17 protein-coding genes are annotated in these 17,923 nt (G+C 74.1%); 9 read left to right on the top strand and 8 right to left on the bottom strand.

Going from position 1 to position 17,923, the window contains the following annotated elements; all coding sequences use genetic code 11:
- The first annotated feature begins 1 nt into the window (after position 1).
- The gene (locus BJ983_RS13580; RefSeq protein WP_218890267.1) at positions 2–622 is read left to right on the top strand and encodes a DUF3515 family protein; all 621 of its coding nucleotides are present in this window, start codon (positions 2–4) and stop codon (positions 620–622) included.
- Here the strand turns inward: BJ983_RS13580 and BJ983_RS13585 are convergent, their stop codons facing one another.
- Both BJ983_RS13585 and BJ983_RS13590 read right to left on the bottom strand, forming a co-directional pair.
- The gene (locus BJ983_RS13585; RefSeq protein ID WP_179794264.1) at positions 623–1,717 is read right to left on the bottom strand and encodes a D-alanine--D-alanine ligase family protein; all 1,095 of its coding nucleotides are present in this window, start codon (positions 1,715–1,717) and stop codon (positions 623–625) included.
- 11 nt (positions 1,718–1,728) lie between these two features.
- Positions 1,729–3,114 (bottom strand): aminotransferase class I/II-fold pyridoxal phosphate-dependent enzyme, encoded by a 1,386-nt coding sequence (locus tag BJ983_RS13590; RefSeq protein ID WP_179794265.1) that lies wholly within the window; start codon positions 3,112–3,114, stop codon positions 1,729–1,731.
- Positions 3,115–3,183: 69 nt separating this feature from the next.
- Here BJ983_RS13590 and BJ983_RS13595 point away from each other — a divergent pair, with 69 nt between their 5' ends.
- On the top strand, positions 3,184–3,825 hold the full coding sequence (locus tag BJ983_RS13595) for a pyridoxamine 5'-phosphate oxidase family protein (RefSeq protein WP_179794266.1): 642 nt from the start codon (positions 3,184–3,186) through the stop codon (positions 3,823–3,825).
- A 5-nt stretch (positions 3,826–3,830) separates the two neighbouring features.
- Here BJ983_RS13595 and BJ983_RS13600 read toward each other — a convergent pair whose 3' ends face one another.
- Genes BJ983_RS13600 through BJ983_RS13610 form a run of 3 tightly spaced genes read right to left on the bottom strand, consistent with a single transcriptional unit; the run spans position 3,831 to position 6,086 of the window.
- Complete coding sequence (locus BJ983_RS13600; RefSeq protein ID WP_179794267.1) at positions 3,831–4,277, bottom strand: ATP-binding protein; 447 nt, start codon at positions 4,275–4,277, stop codon at positions 3,831–3,833.
- Positions 4,278–4,335: 58 nt separating this feature from the next.
- A complete protein-coding gene (locus tag BJ983_RS13605) occupies positions 4,336–5,334 on the bottom strand; it encodes an NAD(P)H-dependent glycerol-3-phosphate dehydrogenase (protein ID WP_179794268.1) in 999 nt (332 codons plus the stop codon).
- Positions 5,331–6,086, bottom strand: coding sequence for a 1-acyl-sn-glycerol-3-phosphate acyltransferase (locus BJ983_RS13610; protein WP_179794269.1), 756 nt, complete (start codon positions 6,084–6,086; stop codon positions 5,331–5,333). Before BJ983_RS13610 ends, BJ983_RS13605 begins: the two co-directional genes overlap by 4 nt.
- Positions 6,087–6,257: 171 nt before the next feature.
- On the opposite strand from BJ983_RS13610, the gene cofC reads away from it, so the two are divergent.
- The 4 genes from cofC (at position 6,258) to glxA (ending at position 12,402) form a co-directional block, all read left to right on the top strand.
- Positions 6,258–6,953, top strand: a complete 696-nt coding sequence (gene cofC / locus BJ983_RS13615) for a 2-phospho-L-lactate guanylyltransferase (protein WP_179794270.1) — start codon at positions 6,258–6,260, stop codon at positions 6,951–6,953.
- Between the two features lie 106 nt (positions 6,954–7,059).
- Entirely contained in the window at positions 7,060–9,339 is a 2,280-nt protein-coding gene (locus tag BJ983_RS13620; protein ID WP_179797795.1) for an RNA degradosome polyphosphate kinase, read from the top strand.
- Entirely contained in the window at positions 9,336–10,289 is a 954-nt protein-coding gene (locus BJ983_RS13625; RefSeq protein ID WP_343054134.1) for an NUDIX hydrolase, read from the top strand. Before BJ983_RS13620 ends, BJ983_RS13625 begins: the two co-directional genes overlap by 4 nt.
- Before the next feature lie 181 nt (positions 10,290–10,470).
- Complete coding sequence (glxA, locus tag BJ983_RS13630; RefSeq protein ID WP_246325588.1) at positions 10,471–12,402, top strand: radical copper oxidase GlxA; 1,932 nt, start codon at positions 10,471–10,473, stop codon at positions 12,400–12,402.
- A gap of 77 nt (positions 12,403–12,479) precedes the next feature.
- Here glxA and leuD read toward each other — a convergent pair whose 3' ends face one another.
- On the bottom strand, positions 12,480–13,067 hold the full coding sequence (leuD, locus tag BJ983_RS13635) for a 3-isopropylmalate dehydratase small subunit (RefSeq protein WP_179794271.1): 588 nt from the start codon (positions 13,065–13,067) through the stop codon (positions 12,480–12,482).
- A gap of 11 nt (positions 13,068–13,078) precedes the next feature.
- The gene (gene leuC, locus BJ983_RS13640; RefSeq protein WP_179794272.1) at positions 13,079–14,500 is read right to left on the bottom strand and encodes a 3-isopropylmalate dehydratase large subunit; all 1,422 of its coding nucleotides are present in this window, start codon (positions 14,498–14,500) and stop codon (positions 13,079–13,081) included.
- 55 nt (positions 14,501–14,555) lie between these two features.
- Here leuC and BJ983_RS13645 point away from each other — a divergent pair, with 55 nt between their 5' ends.
- Both BJ983_RS13645 and BJ983_RS13650 read left to right on the top strand, forming a co-directional pair.
- Positions 14,556–15,239, top strand: a complete 684-nt coding sequence (locus tag BJ983_RS13645) for an IclR family transcriptional regulator (protein ID WP_179794273.1) — start codon at positions 14,556–14,558, stop codon at positions 15,237–15,239.
- A gap of 112 nt (positions 15,240–15,351) precedes the next feature.
- Positions 15,352–15,981 (top strand): MSMEG_1061 family FMN-dependent PPOX-type flavoprotein, encoded by a 630-nt coding sequence (locus tag BJ983_RS13650; protein ID WP_179794274.1) that lies wholly within the window; start codon positions 15,352–15,354, stop codon positions 15,979–15,981.
- Here BJ983_RS13650 and BJ983_RS13655 read toward each other — a convergent pair.
- Entirely contained in the window at positions 15,956–17,038 is a 1,083-nt protein-coding gene (locus BJ983_RS13655; RefSeq protein ID WP_179794275.1) for a DNA glycosylase AlkZ-like family protein, read from the bottom strand. The genes BJ983_RS13650 and BJ983_RS13655 overlap by 26 nt on opposite strands.
- 149 nt (positions 17,039–17,187) lie before the next feature.
- Between BJ983_RS13655 and BJ983_RS13660 the strand changes: the two genes are divergently transcribed.
- Positions 17,188–17,763: a dimethylsulfonioproprionate lyase family protein gene (locus BJ983_RS13660; protein WP_179794276.1), complete on the top strand. Its 576-nt coding sequence runs from the start codon at positions 17,188–17,190 to the stop codon at positions 17,761–17,763.
- The last annotated feature ends 160 nt before the right edge of the window (positions 17,764–17,923 follow it).

The raw sequence follows: 17,923 nt of genomic DNA on the forward strand, positions 1-17,923 counted from the left end.
GGTGGCGCGCACCCGGGCACCGGAGCTCGACCGCCGCCTCCCCCGCATCGTGCTGGGCGTGGCGCTGGCGTTGCCGGTGCTGCTCGTCGTCGGTGTGCTGGTGGCCTCGCAGGTCCTCGGACGCCGGACCGACCCCAACCCGGACACCGGGCCGCTGGCGCTGACGGCGGTCCCGGTGCCCGCGGCGGCCTCGGCCGACTGCTCCCGCCTGCTCTCCGGACTCCCCCAGGAGATCAACACGGGCGACGGCCTCCTCCCCCGACGGGTGCTGGCGAACCCGGTCCCGGCCGGGACGGTCGCCTGGGGCGGGGAGAAGGAGGCCACCGGCCGCCCCGAGGACCAGCCCGTGGTGCTGCGCTGCGGGCTCCCCCAGCCCCCGGAGCTCGGGCCCACCAGCCCGCTGCTCGACGTGGACGGCGTCGACTGGCTCCGCATCCCGGGCAACGGGACGACCACCTGGGTCACCGTGGACCGCGCCATCTTCGTCGGCCTCACGCTGCCCGACGGCATCGGCAGCGGGGCCATCCAGGACGTCTCCCGCGGCGTCAAGATCACCCTGGTCAGCCGGGACACCGAACCGGCCGACCCGACCGGCGCGCCGACCACCGCACCGTCGCGCTGATCAGCGGACGCCGGTGCCGCTCGCCAGCGCGGAGTCGACGAGCGTGGTGAGCAGCGTCGGGTAGTCGACGCCGGTGGTGGCCCACATCCGCGGGTAGAGCGAGGTCGCGGTGAACCCGGGCATCGTGTTCAGCTCGTTGACCAGGATCCGGCCGTCGTCGGTGACGAAGAAGTCGACCCGGGCGAGGCCGGCGCAGTCCATCGTCCGGAAGACCCGGACCGCCGCCTCGCGCACCCGCTCGGCGAGGTCGTCGTCGAGCTTGGCCGGGACGTCGAGCTCGCAGGCGTCGTCGAGGTACTTCGTGTCGAAGTCGTACCAGTCGGCCGCGCCGGTCAGCCGGATCTCCGCGGGCACGCTCGCCTCGACGCGGCCGTCCGGGAACTGCAGGACCCCGCACTCGATCTCCCGGCCGGCGATCCCGGCCTCGATCAGCACCTTCGGGTCGCTCTCGCGGGCGAACGCCACCGCCGCCGGCACGTCCTCCCAGTCCGTGACCCGGGAGATGCCCACCGAGGAGCCCGCCCGGGACGGCTTGACGAAGACCGGCAGGCCGAGCAGTTCACGCTCGGCGGGCTCGAGGTCGGGCGCGGTCCGGTCGAGCGCGACGGCCTCGCCCGTGGCGAGCCCGGCGTCGCGCAGGATGCGCTTGGTGACGACCTTGTCCATCGACGCGGCGCTCGCGCAGACCCCGGCGCCGACGTAGGGGACGCCTGCCGTCTCGAGGAGCCCCTGGATCTCGCCGTCCTCGCCCGCCGGGCCGTGCAGGACCGGGAAGACGACGTCGATCGTGGCCACGGTCTCGCCGCGGCGGCCGTCGGCGAGGCTGATCAGCTCACGGCGGGTGGGGTCGGGCAGGAGCGCCACGGGCTCGCCGGACGCGAGGGTGACCTGCGGCATCTCGCGCCCGTGCAGCCGCCAGGGCGCGGTGTCGTCGCCGACGTCGAGCCACACGCCCTCCGCGGTGATGCCCACCGCGACGACGTCGAACCGGTCCCGGTCGAGGTTGTCGAGGATGCCCCCGGCGGAGACGCACGAGACGGCGTGCTCCCCCGACCGCCCGCCGAACAGGACCAGCAACGTCGGCCTCGTCCCCATGGCGCGGCACCCTACGCGCGGGCGCTCCCCACCCCGGCCAGCACGCCCCCGAGGCGCCCGAGGGCCGCCTCCAGCTCCACGCGGGACGGGGCGGCCCAGCCGACGAGGATCCCGGACACCCCGGCGGCGCCGAGGTGATGGGCGGCGAGGCCGTCGACCACGACGTCGACCTCCCAGGCGGCCGCCACGACCTCCCGTTCGACCGGTCCCATCGGGAGCGGGACCACCAGGTGGGCCCCGGCCCGGTCCCCCAGCACCTCGTGTCCCGCCGTCCGGACCGCGTCCACCACGAGGCCGCGCCGGACGCCGAGCTCGCGCCGCAGCCGCGCGAGGTGCCGCCCGCACCCGCCGTCGTGCACCCAGGCCGCGAACACCTGCTGCCCCGCCGGCGCGGGACGCGTGCCGGTGGCCCGCCGCAGCGCCAGCAGGTCGGCCGCGAGCGCGGGCGGCGCGACCATCCAGCCCACGCCGAGGCCCGGCGTCGCGATCTTGCCCGCGGTGCCGAGGTGGACGACGACGTCGGGGCCGAGCGCGGCCAGCACCGGCAGCGGGGCCACGTCGTAGCGCAGCTCTCCGTCGTAGTCGTCCTCGACCAGCCAGAAGCCCTCCGCGCGGGCCCGCTCCACCAGCGCCGCGCGCCGCGCGACCGGCAGGCGCCCGCCGAGCGGGTACTGGTGGGCCGGGGTCACGTAGACGAGGTCGAGGCCCGGCGGGAGGTTCCCGACGACGAGCCCCTCCGCGTCCACCGCGAGCGGGGTCACCTCCGCGCCCGCGGCGCGGAGCACGCCGACCGCGCGGCGGTAGCCCGGGTCCTCGATCCCGGCCCGCGGCGGGCGCCCGAGCCGGCGGGTGAGGACGGCGACGAGCTCGCCGAACCCCGCGGTGGCGCCCGCCGTCGCGAGCACGCCGGCCCCGACGAGGCCGCGGTGGCGCAGCAGGTGCTCGCCCACCGCCGCCCGGAAGGCCGGCACCCCCGCGTACTCCGGTCGGTCGGACGGCGGGAGGTCGCCCGCACGGCGCCAGGCCCGGCGCCAGGACGCGGGGTCGAGCACCTCCAGGCACGGGGCGCCCGGCCGCAGGTCGGTCGCGTCGGCGCTCGACGACGACGTGGCGTTCCTGTCATCGGGTGCAGGCACCGACGCCCTGCGTGCACCGGGAGGTGCCGCGAGCACGAACGTCCCCGCCCCGTGGCGGGCACCCAGCCACCCCTCGGCGACCAGCTGGTCGTACGCCGCCGCCGTGACGGTTCGGCTGACCCCGAGCTCGCGGGCGAGCGTGCGCGTCGCCGGGACCCGGTCGCCGACCCGGAGCCGGCCGTCCAGCGCCGCGGCCCGCAGCCCGTCCGCGACCTGCACCGCGAGCGGGGTCGCTGCGGTGCGGTCCAGTGGCACGGTCACGAGTGGCCTCCCGGATCGAGGCGGAAGTGGCCCTCGAAGAATGCCACTCGGGGCGCCGATGATCAGCGCATGCTCTCCCCGACCCCGCGCACCCGGCTGCGGCGCAAGCGTGACCGGCAGCAGTCCGACCCGACGACCCTGCACGCGATCCTCGACGAGGCGCTCCTCTGCCACCTCGGGCTCGTCGACCCCGAGGGCGCCCCGCTCGTGCTCCCGACGATGCACGCCCGGGTGGGCGACGTCGTGTACGTGCACGGCTCCAGCGGCGCCGCGAGCCTCGCGCGCGACGGCGAGGTCTGCCTGACCGTCACCCTGCTCGACGGGCTGGTGCTCGCCCGCTCGGTGTTCTCGCACTCCGCGAACTACCGCAGCGCGGTGATCCGGGGACGGGCACGGCGGGTGACCGACCCCGACGAGCACCTCCGGGCCCTCGAGGCGATCGTCGAGCACCTGACCCCGGGGCAGTGGGACCACGCGCGGCGACCGGACCGGAGGGAGAGCGCCGCGACGGCGGTCCTCGCCCTCGCGCTCGACGAGGCCAGCGTCAAGGTGCGGCAGGGCCCGCCCGGCGACCCGGAGGCCGTCGCGGAGGGCGACGGACGGTGGGCCGGGGTGGTCCCGGTGACGACGGTGTTGGGTGCCCCGGAGACCTGCCCGGCACTGCCGGCGGACGCCGAGGTGCCATCGCACGTGGCGCGGTGGTGCGGCTGACGCCGCTACGGGGAGACCCGGCTCCGCAGCTGCACCGTGGTGCCGTGGACGCCGGAGAGCACGGTGGCCCGGGTGAGGGTGTGCATGAGCGGCAGCCCGCGCCCGCGCCAGCCGCAGCCGGTCGAGCGCCGCCAGGACCCGTCGTCGGAGACCGTGATCACGAGGTCACGGCCCCCGGCGAGCGGCGGCGAGACGGCGGCCCACAGCCGCATCTCGCCACGCCGCGGTGCGGCCGAGTAGGCGTGGTCGACCACGTTGGCCAGGGCCTCGTAGACGGCGAGCGCGAGGTCGTCCGCCGTGTCCGGGTCGGCCCACTCGCGCAGCCAGGACCGGAAGGTGCGGCGCAGCGCCGAGGCACTCGCCCGGTCCGCCGGCACGGTCCGCTCGAGCATGACCACCGGGCGGTCGGCGCTCACCCGGGGCGGCGGCCCCATGCGCTGCAGAACGTCCACGAAGCCGGGGATTCCTCGGACGAGCCGCCACGAAACGCACTCGATGCGGCGCCCGCCCTCACTCCGGCTTGCGTTCCCGGTTGATCAACTCGTCCCCGACGTCACGCGCCGAGACCGAGCCCGCACACACGCGGCGGACGGCGTCCACGATCGGGGTGTCGACCCCGTGCGTGCGGGCCAGTTCACCGATCGCCTCGCACGACTTGACGCCCTCGGCGACCTGCCCGTGGTTGGCCTCCTCGGCCTCGGCCACCGACATGCCCCGGCCCAGCGACTCGCCGAAGCGGCGGTTCCGCGAGAGCGGGGACGAGCAGGTGGCGACGAGGTCCCCCATCCCGGCGAGCCCCGCCAGCGTCATCGCCTCCCCGCCGAGGGCCACGGTGAGCCGCGAGATCTCGGCGAGCCCGCGGGTGATCAGCGACGCCGTCGTGTTGTCCCCGTAGCCCTGGCCGGACGCCATCCCGCACGCGAGCGCGATGACGTTCTTGCACGCCCCGCCGAGCTCGCAACCGATGACGTCGACGTTGGTGTACGGCTTGAAGTACCCGGTGGAGCACTCGTGCTGGACGGCGACGGCCCGGTCGTGGTCCGAGCAGGCGACGACGGTGGCGGTGGGCTGCTCGGCGGCGATCTCGCCCGCGAGGTTCGGTCCCGAGAGCACCGCGATCCGGTCCGGCGCCACGCGCCCGGCGTCGGCGATGACCTCGCTCATCCGCTTGAGCGTGCCCATCTCCACCCCCTTGGCCAGGCTCACCACCGTGGCCCCGCGCGGCAGCTGGTCGGCCCAGTCCTGCAGGTGCTCGCGCAGCCGCTGCGCGGGGATCGCGAGCACGACGGTGGTCACCCCGTCGAGCGCGGCCGCGGCCTCGTGCGTGGCGCGCAGCGCCGGCGGCAGCTTGATGTCGGGCAGGTACTCCGCATTGACGTGGTCGGTGGCGATCGCGTCCGCGACCTCCTGACGGCGGGCCCAGAGGGTGACGTCGGTGCCCGCATCGGCCAGCACCTTCGCGAAGGTCGTCCCCCAGGAGCCGGCGCCGAGCACCGCGTACCGGCTCACGCCCCGTCCCCCGTCGGCCGGACCTCGCCGCGCACGTCCTCGAGCAACGCCCCGACCGCGCTCATCATCCGCTCCGTCGTCTCCTTCATCAGCCTCGCGCCGGGCGGGCGGTCGCCGACCCGGGCCCGCAGGTCGTCCATGGGCAACGGCTCGCCCGCGCGCACGGTGATCGTCGTGCCGAACGGCGAAGGTCGCACCCGCTTGCGGTAGTGGTCGTAGACCGAGAGCGTCCCCCAGTGCACGACCGGGATCACCGGGACGTCGTGCAGCAGCGCCAGCCGCGCGGCCCCCGAGCGGGCCTCCATCGGCCAACCGGCCGCATCCCGGGTGATCGTGCCCTCCGGGTAGATCACCACCACCCCGTCGTCGGCCAGCGCCGCCTCGGCGGCCGCCAGGCTCGACCCCGCGTCCCGGGAGCCGCGGGCGACCGGGATCTGCCGGGAGCCGGCCATGATCCGGCCGAACACCGGCACCCGCCAGAGCGAGTCCTTCGCGAGGAACCGCGGCACGCGACGGGCGCGGTGCACGAAGACCGCGGTGTACACCGGGTCGAGGTAGGAGACGTGGTTCGAGACCAGCAGCGCGGGACCCTCGGCCGGCACCTGCTCCAGCCCGACCATCCGGCGCCGGGCCAGCAGCCAGGTCATCGGGTAGAAGACCACCGCGGCCAGGAACACCCACGGGCCACCGGGCTCCCGGCGGCGCCGTGTCACCGGCGCCGGGGCCGTCGGAGAACCGTCTGCGATCGCCACCCGGGCCCGCCTCCTCGTCAGCGTGGAGTCACTCCTCGACCGCGCCGGGGCGGCCCCGGCACGCTGCGGGGCGAGTCTCCCGTGAGCGGTGATCGCCGTCCAGACGGCCGCCGACGAAGATCGGGTCCGCCCGGTGGCCCCGCCCCGCCCGCGAGGTACAGGATGGGTCGCATGGCCGACGGTGGTGCCCCGGCGGACCGGCGGGCGACCGACCTCGTCGTGCCGGTGAAGGAGCTGGTCCGCGCGAAGACCCGGCTGGCCGCCGCGAGCGCCGCCGTGGCGGTCGACCCTCGCTCCGCCCACGCCGACCTCGCCCTCGCGCTGGCCACTGACACCCTCGCCGCCGTCCTCGCCTCGTCGGTCGGACGGCTCGCCGTCGTGACCTCGGAGCCGCGCCTGACCACCGGCGTCGCACCACCCGGCGTCGGGACGGATCCGCGGGTCGAGCTCGTGGCCGATCCCGGCCGGGGCCTCGACGCCGCGATCCGGGCCGGGATCGAGCACCTCGGCCGGTTCCCGGTGGGGGTGCTCCTCGCCGACCTCCCCGCCCTGCGGCCCGAGGAGCTCGACGACGCCCTGGCGGCCGCGCGCGTCGCGCTGCGCACCGCACCGGCGGCGTTCGTGGCCGACCACACCGGGGAGGGGACCGCGCTGCTGGTCGCCGGGCCGGGCTTCGCGCCGCGGTTCGGCCCCCGGTCGGCGGCCGCGCACGCGGCGGCGGGAGCGGTCGCGCTCGGAGGGGACTGGCCGGGGCTGCGCCACGACGTCGACGTGCCCGGCGACCTCGACGAGGTGCGCGCGCTCGGCGTCGGACCCGCGACCCGGGCCTGGCCGGGCCTGGGGACCCTCGCCGCCGGGTGCCGCTGACCCGACGGGTCGGGCGCCACCGACCCGACGGGTCGGGCGCCACCGACCCGACGGGTCGGGTGGCGTGTCCCGCACTGGTCGCCCTCCGGTGGCGCGCGCCGTCAGAATGGGCCGGGTGAGCGACGCGACGGACACCACGCTCGAGGAGGACGGCCCGATCTCGGAGCCCGGACCGCCCCCGCCCGCCCCGGCGCCGCCGACCCGGCCGGCCGACGGTCGGAGCCGCCTGCCCACCGCACCGGCCGCCGCGACGCCGGCCGCCGACGACGTCCCCGCGGACCTGGCCGACGACCGGTACGACAACCGCGAGCTGTCGTGGCTGGAGTTCAACGCGCGGGTGCTCGCCCTCGCCGAGGACACCAGCCAGCCGCTGCTCGAGCGGGCGAAGTTCCTGGCGATCTTCGCGTCGAACCTCGACGAGTTCTACATGGTCCGCGTGGCCGGACTGAAGCGCCGCGAGGAGACCGGGCTGTCGGTGCGCAGCGCGGACGGGCTCACCCCCCGCGAGCAGCTGGCCCGGATCGCGGCCCGCAACCAGGAGCTCGCCGAGAAGCACGCCCGGGTCTGGCGGACCGACGTCGGGCCGGCGCTCGAGGACGCCGGCGTCCACGTCATCGGGTGGGACCAGGTGACCGCGGAGGCCCGCGAGCGGCTCGCGGCGTGGTTCGACGCCCAGGTCTTCCCCGTGCTCACCCCGCTCGCGGTGGACCCGGCGCACCCCTTCCCCTACATCTCCAACCAGTCGCTCAACCTGGCCGTCGCGGTGCGCGACCCGCAGACCGGGGTCGAGCACTTCGCCCGCGTCAAGGTCCCGAACAACGTGCCCCGGCTGGTGCGGGTCGGCCCGGAGCCGGGCGAGGACGACGACGCCGCGAACGACTCGCCCAACCTGGACCGCCGGTGCTGGTTCCTGCCCATCGAGGACCTGATCGCCGAGCACCTCGACCACCTCTTCGAGGGGATGGAGGTCGCCGAGCACCACGTGTTCCGGGTGACCCGCAACGCCGACCTCGACGTCGAGGAGGACCGCGACGAGGACCTCCTGCAGGCCCTCGAGCGGGAGCTCGCGCGGCGCCGGTTCGGGCCGCCGGTGCGCCTCGAGATCACCGACCGGATGAGCGAGCACATGCTCGAGCTGCTGCTGCGCGAGCTCGACGTGGACCCGCACGACGTCGTCCAGGTGCCCGGTCTGCTCGACCTCTCGTGCCTGATGGAGCTGCTCTCGCTCAACCGCCCCGAGCTCAAGGACCCGGTGTTCGTCCCGGCGACGCACCCCGCGTTCAGCGAGGGCGAGACGCCCAAGAGCGTCTTCGCGACGCTGCGCGAGGGCGACGTGATGGTGCACCACCCGTACGACTCGTTCTCCACGAGCGTGCACCGCTTCATCGAGCAGGCGGCGAACGACCCGAAGGTCCTCGCGATCAAGCAGACGCTCTACCGCACCTCCGGCGACTCCCCCATCGTCGAGGCCCTCATCGAGGCCGCGGAGATGGGCAAGCAGGTCGTGGCGGTGGTGGAGATCAAGGCCCGGTTCGACGAGCGCGCGAACATCAACTGGGCCCGCGCGCTGGAGCGGGCCGGGGTGCACGTGGTGTACGGGCTGGTCGGGCTCAAGACCCACTGCAAGGCCGCGCTGGTGGTGCGCCAGGAGGGCTCGAAGATCAAACGGTACTGCCACCTCGGCACCGGCAACTACAACCCGAAGACCGCCCGGCTCTACGAGGACATCGGCGTCTTCACCGCCGACGAGACGATCGGCGCGGACCTCACGGACCTGTTCAACGTCCTCACCGGCTACGCCCGGCGGCGCAAGTACCGCCGGCTGCTCGTCGCCCCCTACGGCGTCCGGCGCGGCCTCATCGAGCGGATCGAGACCGAGCGCAAGCGCGCGACGAAGGGCAAGAAGGCCGGCATCCGGATCAAGGTCAACGGCCTGGTCGACGAGCAGGTGATCGACGCGCTGTACCGCGCGTCGCTGGCCGGGGTGCCGGTGGACCTGGTGGTCCGGGGCATCTGCGCGCTGCGCGCCGGGGTACCGGGGCTCTCGGAGAACATCCGCGTCCGGTCGATCCTCGGGCGCTTCCTCGAGCACTCGCGGATCTTCCACTTCGTGGGGGCCGGCGAGCACTTCATCGGCAGTGCCGACATCATGCACCGCAACCTCGACCGCCGGGTCGAGGTGCTGGCACCGGTCACCGACCCGCGGCTGATCGCCCAGCTCGACGACATCCTCGATTCCGCGACGGCCCCGTCCACCCGGTGCTGGAGCCTCGACCCGGACGGGTCCTGGACCCCGTGGCCGGTCGCGGCCGGCGAGGGGACCGAGGGGATGCAGGTGTGCGACCACCAGACCCAGCTGCTGCTGCGCCGGGACGGGAAGGGGTGAGCATTCCGGCCGACGTCCTTCCCGACGACGGGGCGGTGCCGAGGGCGGTGCACGCGGCCGGCGCCGTGCTGTGGCGGCCCGCGGCCGGGGGTGTGGAGGTGGCGGTCGTGCACCGGCCGCACCACGGCGACTGGAGCCTGCCCAAGGGCAAGGTCGACGAGGGCGAGTCGCGGGCACGGACCGCAGTGCGCGAGATCGCCGAGGAGACCGGCTTCGCGGCCGTGCTCGGGCGCCACGTGGCCACCGTGCGCTACATGGTCGGTGAGGACCGCAAGGTCGTCGACTACTGGGACGCGCGCGCCGGCGCCGGGAGCTTCACCCCGAACGGGGAGACCGACGAGCTGCGCTGGCTCGCCCCGCGCGACGCCCGTCCCCTGCTGTCGTACGACTCCGACCGCGACGTGCTCGCCGACTTCACGGAGGCGCCGTTCCCGCTGCGCACGCTCCTGCTGGTGCGCCACGCGAAGGCGGGCAAGCGGGGCAGCCACCCCGACGACGACGCGCGACCCCTGGTCGACGACGGCCGCGAACAGGCCCGGCGGCTCGGCGATCTCCTCGCGGCCCACGGGGTGACGCACCTGCACGCGGTCGGGCGCACGCGGTGCGTGGAGACCCTCGAACCCGCCTCGCACCGGCTCGGCGTCGGGATCCTCGTCGAGGACGCGTTCGCCGACGAGGCCGTCGCCGCCGATCCGGAGCGGGCCCGCGAGCGCCTGCTCGAGCTGGTCGCCGGCGAGGGCGTCGCGGCGGTGTGCGCGCAGGGCTACGGCATCCCGACCCTGGTCCGCGACCTCGCCGCCGACCCGGACCCGGCCGTCGGACCCCGCCCCGAGGTGCGCAGCAACCGGCGTCTGGCCGACCCGCCGTCACGGAAGGGCAGCGCCTGGGTGCTCTCGTTCGACGGCGACCGGCTCGTCGCCGCGGACTACGTGCGGGATCCGTCCGTCTGACCGGGTCCGGACTGCCGTCCGTCGATCATCGGTACCCGGTCGGCGACCACGCGGCCCCGTGGCGAGGTCACGAATCGGACTCGATTAGCGTGAGGCCCGGCCGTCCGCCGGGTCGGCCCCCGGCCTGAGCTCCCCCGACGTCAGGCCCGATCCGGCACGAGGTGACCGTGGAGGGTTGGGCTTGCGCGCGAAGACACGTCGGTACCGCCAGATCGCACTGGTGGCCGTCGCCGCCGCCGTGCTGCTGGGCGTCAACGTGCCACCGGCGTTCTCCTATGTCCAGGAGTGGCGCCACGAGCAGCTCATCAACAGCCCGGGCTACAAGGCGCAGTACGGGCACTGGGACACCATCGAGGTGCCGCAGGACAACCGCGTCAACTCGATCCACGCGGTCCTGCTGGACAACGGCAAGGTCCTCCTCATCGCCGGGTCCGGCAACAAGGAGGACATGTTCGCGACGCGGGCGCTGAAGAGCCTCGTCTACGACCCGACGACGGGTCAGTCGCGGATGATCCCGGTCCCCGACGACATGTTCTGCGGCGGTCAGACCGTGCTCCCCGACGGCCGCGTGCTCTTCGCGGGCGGGACGCAGCGCTACGAGAAGCTCGACGGCGCCGTCACCAACGCGGCCGGCGCGATGCGCATCAAGAACGAGAACCCGAACGGACCGCGCTTCCTGCCCGCGGGCACCGAGTTCGTGGCGCCGTCCGGCCAGAAGTACAAGTCGGCGTTCGACGTGACGCTGCCGCCCGCGGCCAAGACCGGCGTCGGCAAGCGGACCCAGGTCACCGCGTCCGAGGAGAAGGTCTTCGTCGAGTCGGAGACCCCCGGCCCGCAGGCGGTGAACGGCAACCGCGACAAGTACACCGTCTCGGGGCTCTCGGCGGCCGACTCCAAGAACATCTACGGGCTCGGCGAGCCGATGACCCTGGACAAGCAGGACTACCAGGGCACCAACAAGGCCTACACGTTCGACCCGAAGACCGAGGCCTGGACCGAGCTGCCCAACATGAACCAGCCCCGCTGGTACCCGACGCTCACCCCGCTCTCCGACGGCAACGTGCTCACCGTCGCGGGCCTCGACGGCGTCGGCCAGGTGCTCAACGGGCTCTCCGAGGAGTTCAACCCGCGGACCAACACCTGGATCGACCGCCGGGCGACCCTCACGCAGTACTTCCCGACCTACCCCGCCCTCTTCGAGACCGAGAAGCCGCGGCAGATCGTCTACACCGGCTCGAACGCCGGGTACGGGCCGGCGACCGAGGGCCGCGTCCCGGGCTTCTGGGACCTCGACACCGGCGCCTTCACCCCGATCCCCGGCCTGCGTGAGCCGGAGCTGATGGAGACCTCCGGGTCGTCCTGGATCGGCCCGGTGCAGGACCAGCGCCTCGCCGTCGTCGGCGGCGGCGGGGTCGGCGAGAGCCCCATCTCGTCCTCGCGGATCGACTTCCTGAACCTCAAGGACCCGGCGCCGCACTTCACGCCGGGCCCGAACCTGGCGCAGCCGACCCGGTACCCGAACCTGGTCAACCTGCCCGACGACACCACGCTGATCACCAACGGGTCGCTGGACTATCGCGGCAAGGGTGCGACGAACAACCACCTCGCCTACACCCTCGACCCGGCGACCAACCAGCTCACGCCGATGGCCGACCCGCGGATCGGGCGCGACTACCACACCGAGGCGCTCCTGCTGCCCGACGGCCGGGTGCTCGTGGCCGGGTCGGACCCGCTGTTCGACGACGAGAAGAACACGGTGCCGGGCACGTTCGAGCAGCGCATTGAGATCTTCACGCCGCCGTACCTGGAGAGCGGGGCGCCGCGGCCGACGATCTCCTCCGCCCCGCCCGTGCTGACCCGCGGCCAGACGGTGACGATCCCGACGCCCGACGCGTCCCGCATCGCCAAGGCCCGCCTCATCCGCACGTCCTCGGCCACGCACGTGACCACGACCGACATGCGCGACGTGGCGCTGGACATGCAGAAGACCCCGGACGGCGTGTCGATCACGGCGCCGAACGAGGCGACGATCGTGCCGCCCGGGCCGTACATGCTGTTCCTGGTCGACGACAAGGGCGTACCGAGCGAGGCGAAGATCGTCGACGTGCCCTGACTCCTCCGTGACAGGAAAGCGTCGTTGCTGTCAGCCAGTGACAGCAACGACGCTTTCCTGTCGGACGGGGTGGGCGATCAGACCGTCGTCGGCTTGTGCGACGGGCGGGTCTTCTCGTAGGCGTCGATGTCGGCCTCGTGGCGCAGGGTGAGGCCGATGTCGTCGAGACCTTCGAGCAGGCGCCAGCGGGTGTAGTCGTCGACCGAGAACGGGACCACCAGGTCCTCGGCCGTCACCGTCCTCGCCTCGAGGTCGACCGTGAGCTCCAGCCCCGGACGGGACTCGATCTTCTTCCACAGCAGCTCGACGTCGGACTGCGCGACGGTCGCGGCCAGCAGGCCGGCCTTCGAGGAGTTGCCCTTGAAGATCTCGCCGAAGCGCGACGAGATCACCACGCGGAAGCCGTAGTCCATGAGCGCCCAGACCGCGTGCTCGCGGGAGGAGCCGGTGCCGAAGTCGGAGCCGGCGACCAGCACCGAGCCGCGGTCGTAGGGCTCCTGGTTGAGCACGAACGCCGGGTCGTTGCGCCACGAGGCGAACAGCCCGTCCTCGAACCCGGTGCGCGTGACGCGCTTGAGGTAGACCGCCGGGATGATCTGGTCGGTGTCGACGTTCGACACCCGCAGCGGGGTGGCGATGCCGGTGTGGGTCGTGAACTTCTCCATGGTCAGCTCCCTCAGGCCGTCGTCAGCACGGTGGGCGTCAGGTCCTCGGGCGAGCTCAGCGTTCCCCGGACGGCCGTGGCTGCTGCGACCAGCGGCGACACCAGGTGGGTCCGCCCGCCCTTGCCCTGCCGACCCTCGAAGTTGCGGTTCGACGTCGAGGCGCAGCGCTGCCCCGGCGCGAGCTGGTCGGGGTTCATGCCGAGGCACATCGAGCAGCCCGCGTTGCGCCACTCGGCCCCGGCGTCGAGGAAGACCCGGTCGAGCCCCTCCTCCTCGGCCTGCGCCTTGACCGCCATGGACCCGGGCACGACGAGCATCTGCACCGAGTCGGCGACCTTCTGGCCGCGCAGCACGTCGGCGGCGGCACGGAAGTCCTCGATGCGGGCGTTGGTGCACGAGCCGAGGAAGACGACGTCTACCGCGACGTCGCGCAGCTTCGTGCCGGGCTCGAGGTCCATGTAGGCGAGCGCCTTGCGGGTGGCCGCGGCGTCGTCGTCGTCCATCGTCGCGGGGTCGGGCACCGACTCGCCGAGCGGGAGGCCCTGACCCGGGTTCGTTCCCCAGGTGACGAACGGCGTGAGCGAGTCGGCGTCGATGTGCACGACGGCGTCGAACTCGGCGTCGTCGTCGGTGCGCAGCTCCCGCCACGCCTCGACCGCGGCGTCCCACTCGGCGCCCTGCGGGGCGTGGGGGCGACCCTTCAGGTACGCGAAGGTCGTCTCGTCCGGGGCGACCATCCCGGCGCGCCCGCCGGCCTCGATGGACATGTTGCACATCGTCATGCGCGCTTCCATCGACATGGTCCGCACGGCCTCGCCGCGGTACTCGAGCACGTAGCCCGCGCCGCCACCGGTGCCGATCTGCGAGATGACCTTGAGGATGACGTCCTTGCTGGTGACGCCGGGTCGGAGCGTCCCCTCGATCTCGATCGCCATCGTGCGGAACGGCTTGAGCGGCAGCGTCTGGGTGGCCATGACGTGCTCGACCTCGGAGGTGCCGATGCCGAACGCGAGCGCCCCGAACGCGCCGTGGGTGGAGGTGTGGGAGTCCCCGCACACGACGGTGGTGCCCGGCTGGGTCAGCCCGAGCTCCGGCCCGATCATGTGCACGATGCCCTGGTTGGCGTCGCCCATCGGGAACAGGCGCACGCCGAACTCCTCGACGTTGCGCCGCAGGGTCGCCACCTGGGTCGCCGAGACCTCGTCCGCGATCGGCGCGAGGATGTCGAGCGTCGGGACGTTGTGGTCCTCGGTCGCGATGGTCAGGTCCGGGCGGCGGAGCGTCCGACCGTGCAGCCGGAGCCCGTCGAAGGCCTGCGGGCTTGTCACCTCGTGGACGAGGTGGAGGTCGATGTAGAGCAGGTCGGGCTCGTCGCCCTCCCCCTGCCTCACGACGTGCTGGTCCCAGACCTTCTCGGCGAGTGTGCGTCCCATCGATCCCTGCCTGCGTGGTGGTGAATCTCAGAATATGAGATTACTGTGTCGCTCTATGGGACAGAGTAGCGGAATCGGCGTGCTCGACAAGGCGGTGGGTGTGCTGCGGGCCGCCGCCGTGGCGCCGTGCGGGCTCTCCGAGCTCGTCGACCGCACCGGTCTCCCCCGGGCCACCGCACACCGCCTCGCCGTCGGGCTCGAGGTCCACCGGCTGCTCGAGCGCGATCCCGACGGCCGGTGGCGCCCCGGGCCCGCGCTCGCCGAGATGGCCCACGGCCACCACGACCCGCTGCTCACCGCCGCCGAGGAGGTCCTGCCGACGTTGCGCGACCTCACGGGCGAGTCGGTCCAGCTCTACCGCCGCGAGGGCGACTCGCGGGTGTGCGTGGCGGCCGCGGAGCCGGCGTCCGGCCTGCGCGACACGGTGCCGGTGGGGGTGCGCCTGCCCCTGACGGCGGGGTCGGGCGCCAAGGTGCTCCTGGCCTGGTCGCCGGAGGGCCCGGGCTCCTTCGACGCCGAGCTCCTCGCCGAGATCCGGCGGCGCGGGTGGGCGCAGAGCGTCGCCGAGCGGGAGAAGGGCGTCGCGAGCGTGTCCGCGCCCGTGCGGGGCCCGGACGGCTCGGTCGTCGCGGCGGTGTCGGTCTCCGGACCGGTCGACCGCATCGGACGCAAGCCGGGCTCCCGGTGGGCGAACGACCTGCTCGCGGCCGCCCGCGCGCTGGAGAAGGCGCTGGCGTGAGCCGACCTGCGACGTCAGCCGTGGGCCACCGCTGACACCGGACGTCAGCAGCTCGCCACGACGACGGGCGCAGCGTGTCGATCCTCCTTGCGCAGCTGCTTACCGTGAGCGGGTGACCGAGCAGATCACCACTCTCGAGCAGCTCCGCGAGGTCGTCGGGGAACCGGTCCGGCGCGCGGTGACCAAGCAGCGCGACCGGCTGGACGACGTCGACCGGGCGTTCATCGCGCACAGCCCGTTCCAGCTGGTCGCGACCTCCGATGCCGCGGGCCACCTCGACGTCTCCCCCAAGGGCGACCCGGCCGGCTCGGTCCTGGTCCTCGACGACCACACGCTCGTCCTGCCCGACCGACCCGGGAACCGGCGCGTCGACGGCTTCGCGAACATCCTCGAGAACCCGCACGTCGGGTTGATCTTCCTGGTCCCGCGGCGCCACGACACGCTGCGGGTCAACGGCACCGCACGGCTGCTGCTCGACCCGCCGTACGCCGAGCGGCTGCGCCACCGCAACCACGTGCCGCGCCTGGTGCTGGAGGTCTCCGTCGAGGAGGTCTTCACCCACTGCGCGAAGGCCTTCCTGCGCTCGGACCTGTGGGAGCCGGAGAAGTGGCCGGAGGACGACCTGCCGTCGATCGCCGTCATGGCGTCGCGCACCACCGACGACATGACCGTCGCGCAGATGGAGGCGTACTACACCGAGGAGAACACCCGGGCGATCATGTACGGGACGACGCCACCCTGACCCGACCCCGCTCGACGTCGGGAAGGAAGCCCGCGAGTGCCCGGCCCTCCTCGGTCACCGCGCTGCGGTCGGCGCGCGTGAAGCGTCGCAGCGGCTCGACGACGAGGACGCCCCCGGCGACGGTCCACGTCGCCGCGACCCGGCCGTCGAGCAGCACGAACCGCTTCCCGGCCACCGACAGCAGCCGGTGGGCGTCGTCGATGATCCGGCTGCGGTCGTCGTAGCCGAGGACGGCGTTGTCGAAGGCCGGGAGGAAGCGGACCGGCGCGGGGGTGTCGGGGTCGGGGCGGGGCGCGTCGGGGAGGTCGAGCAGCTCGCGCCCCCGCTCGTCGCGGAACGAGACGAGTTCGTCCCGCACCGCGGCGACGGCCGCCGGGAGCCCTGCGAGGCCGCACCAGGCGCGGAGGTCGGCCGAGGCGGCCGGGCCGTACGCGGCGAGGTAGCGGCGCACCAGCTCCGCGTCGACCCTTCCCGACAGCAGGTGGGGCTCGGTCCCGAGCCACGTCGCCAGCAGCGCGTAGCGCGCCCCCGCCGTCGTCCCGAACAGGCCGCGGGGCGGGGTCTGGACGACCGGTACCTCCGTGATCGCCGCCTCACCGAGGGCGCGGTGGCCGGCGTCGGGGTACCGCTCGGCCAGCGTGCGCCCGACGTCGGGCATCGACGGCTCGCCGGCCGCGAACAGCTCCGCGGCCTCGACCGCGAGCGCGTCGAGGTCGATGTCGGTGAGCTCGGCGCGGTACACCCCCAGCAGCCGTTGGCGCAGCAGCGCGCCGTGGCGGAGCCGCCAGGCGAGCGCGTCGCCCGCCGTCACGAGGTGGACCGTGCGACGCATGAGGTGCAGGCGCGCCACCCGGCGGTCGGTGAGCAGGGTGTCGAGGGCCGCCGGGTCGAAGGGGTCGAGCCGCGACCAGAGCCCGATGAACGGCGCCTGCGGCTCCTGGGCCTGCAGCCCGGCGAGGTGGGCGACGGCGTCGCAGGGGCTCACCGCGGCGCGCTCCAGCAGGTGCTGACGCGCGAGCGTCGCCCGGTTCAGCGCCCGGGCGTCGAGGACGGTCACGGCGACAGCATCCCGGAGGAGGCGGACGGTTCCGGTCCGCCTCCCCGCGTGGCAGCGGAGCGTCGTTGCCGTCGTCCAGTGGCAGGGAAGCCACATCGTCGGCGCGGCCGGCCTGTCCTCCCGGTCCCGGCGGTGCCAGGATCGGCCTCGTGACCGCCGCCGGGCCCGCCGTCGACGCCCTGACCGCACGCTTCGTGGCCGCCCTCGGGCGGCGCGGGGCGATGGCCGAACTGATGGCGGTGGCGAGCCTCGGCGGCCCGCCGCAGCTGGCCGCGCAGCCGCCGGACCTGCCCGTGCTGGCCCACCTCGACGACGCGGTCGCCCGGATCGCCGACGAGGTGGACGGCCAGCTCGCGGAGGCGGTCCGCCTTCTCGCCCGCCGCGCGGCCTGGACACGGACGGCCTCGTACGTCGACGACACGGCGCTGTTCGCCGGGTACGCCCACGCGGGTCTGCGCACCGACGACGACGTGGTGCTCGGCCTCGTGGTCCTCGGTCCCGGCGTGCACTACCGCGCCCACCACCACCCCGCCGAGGAGTACTACCTCCCGCTCGGCGCCATCCGGTGGGACCACGGCGAGGGGTGGGTCGACGAGCCGGCGGGCGAGCTGATCCACCACGCCCCGTGGCAGCCGCACGCGATGACCACGGGAGACCGCCCCGTGCTGCTCGCCTACCTGTGGTTCGACGAGGTCGACACACCGTCGGTGTTCGTGGAGCCCTGACGCCGACCGCCGCGGGCGAGATACACACCACGCAGGTCGGCGGCCGGCGGGACCTGCCCCACGTAAGCCTCGCGAACGCACGGGTCGCTGGACTCTTCGCGAGATACACACCACGCAGGCCGCGGGACCTTCGAACCTGCCCCACGTAGCCCTCGCGAGC

Source organism: Actinomycetospora corticicola (assembly GCF_013409505.1).
Classification (GTDB): Bacteria; Actinomycetota; Actinomycetes; order Mycobacteriales; family Pseudonocardiaceae; genus Actinomycetospora; species Actinomycetospora corticicola.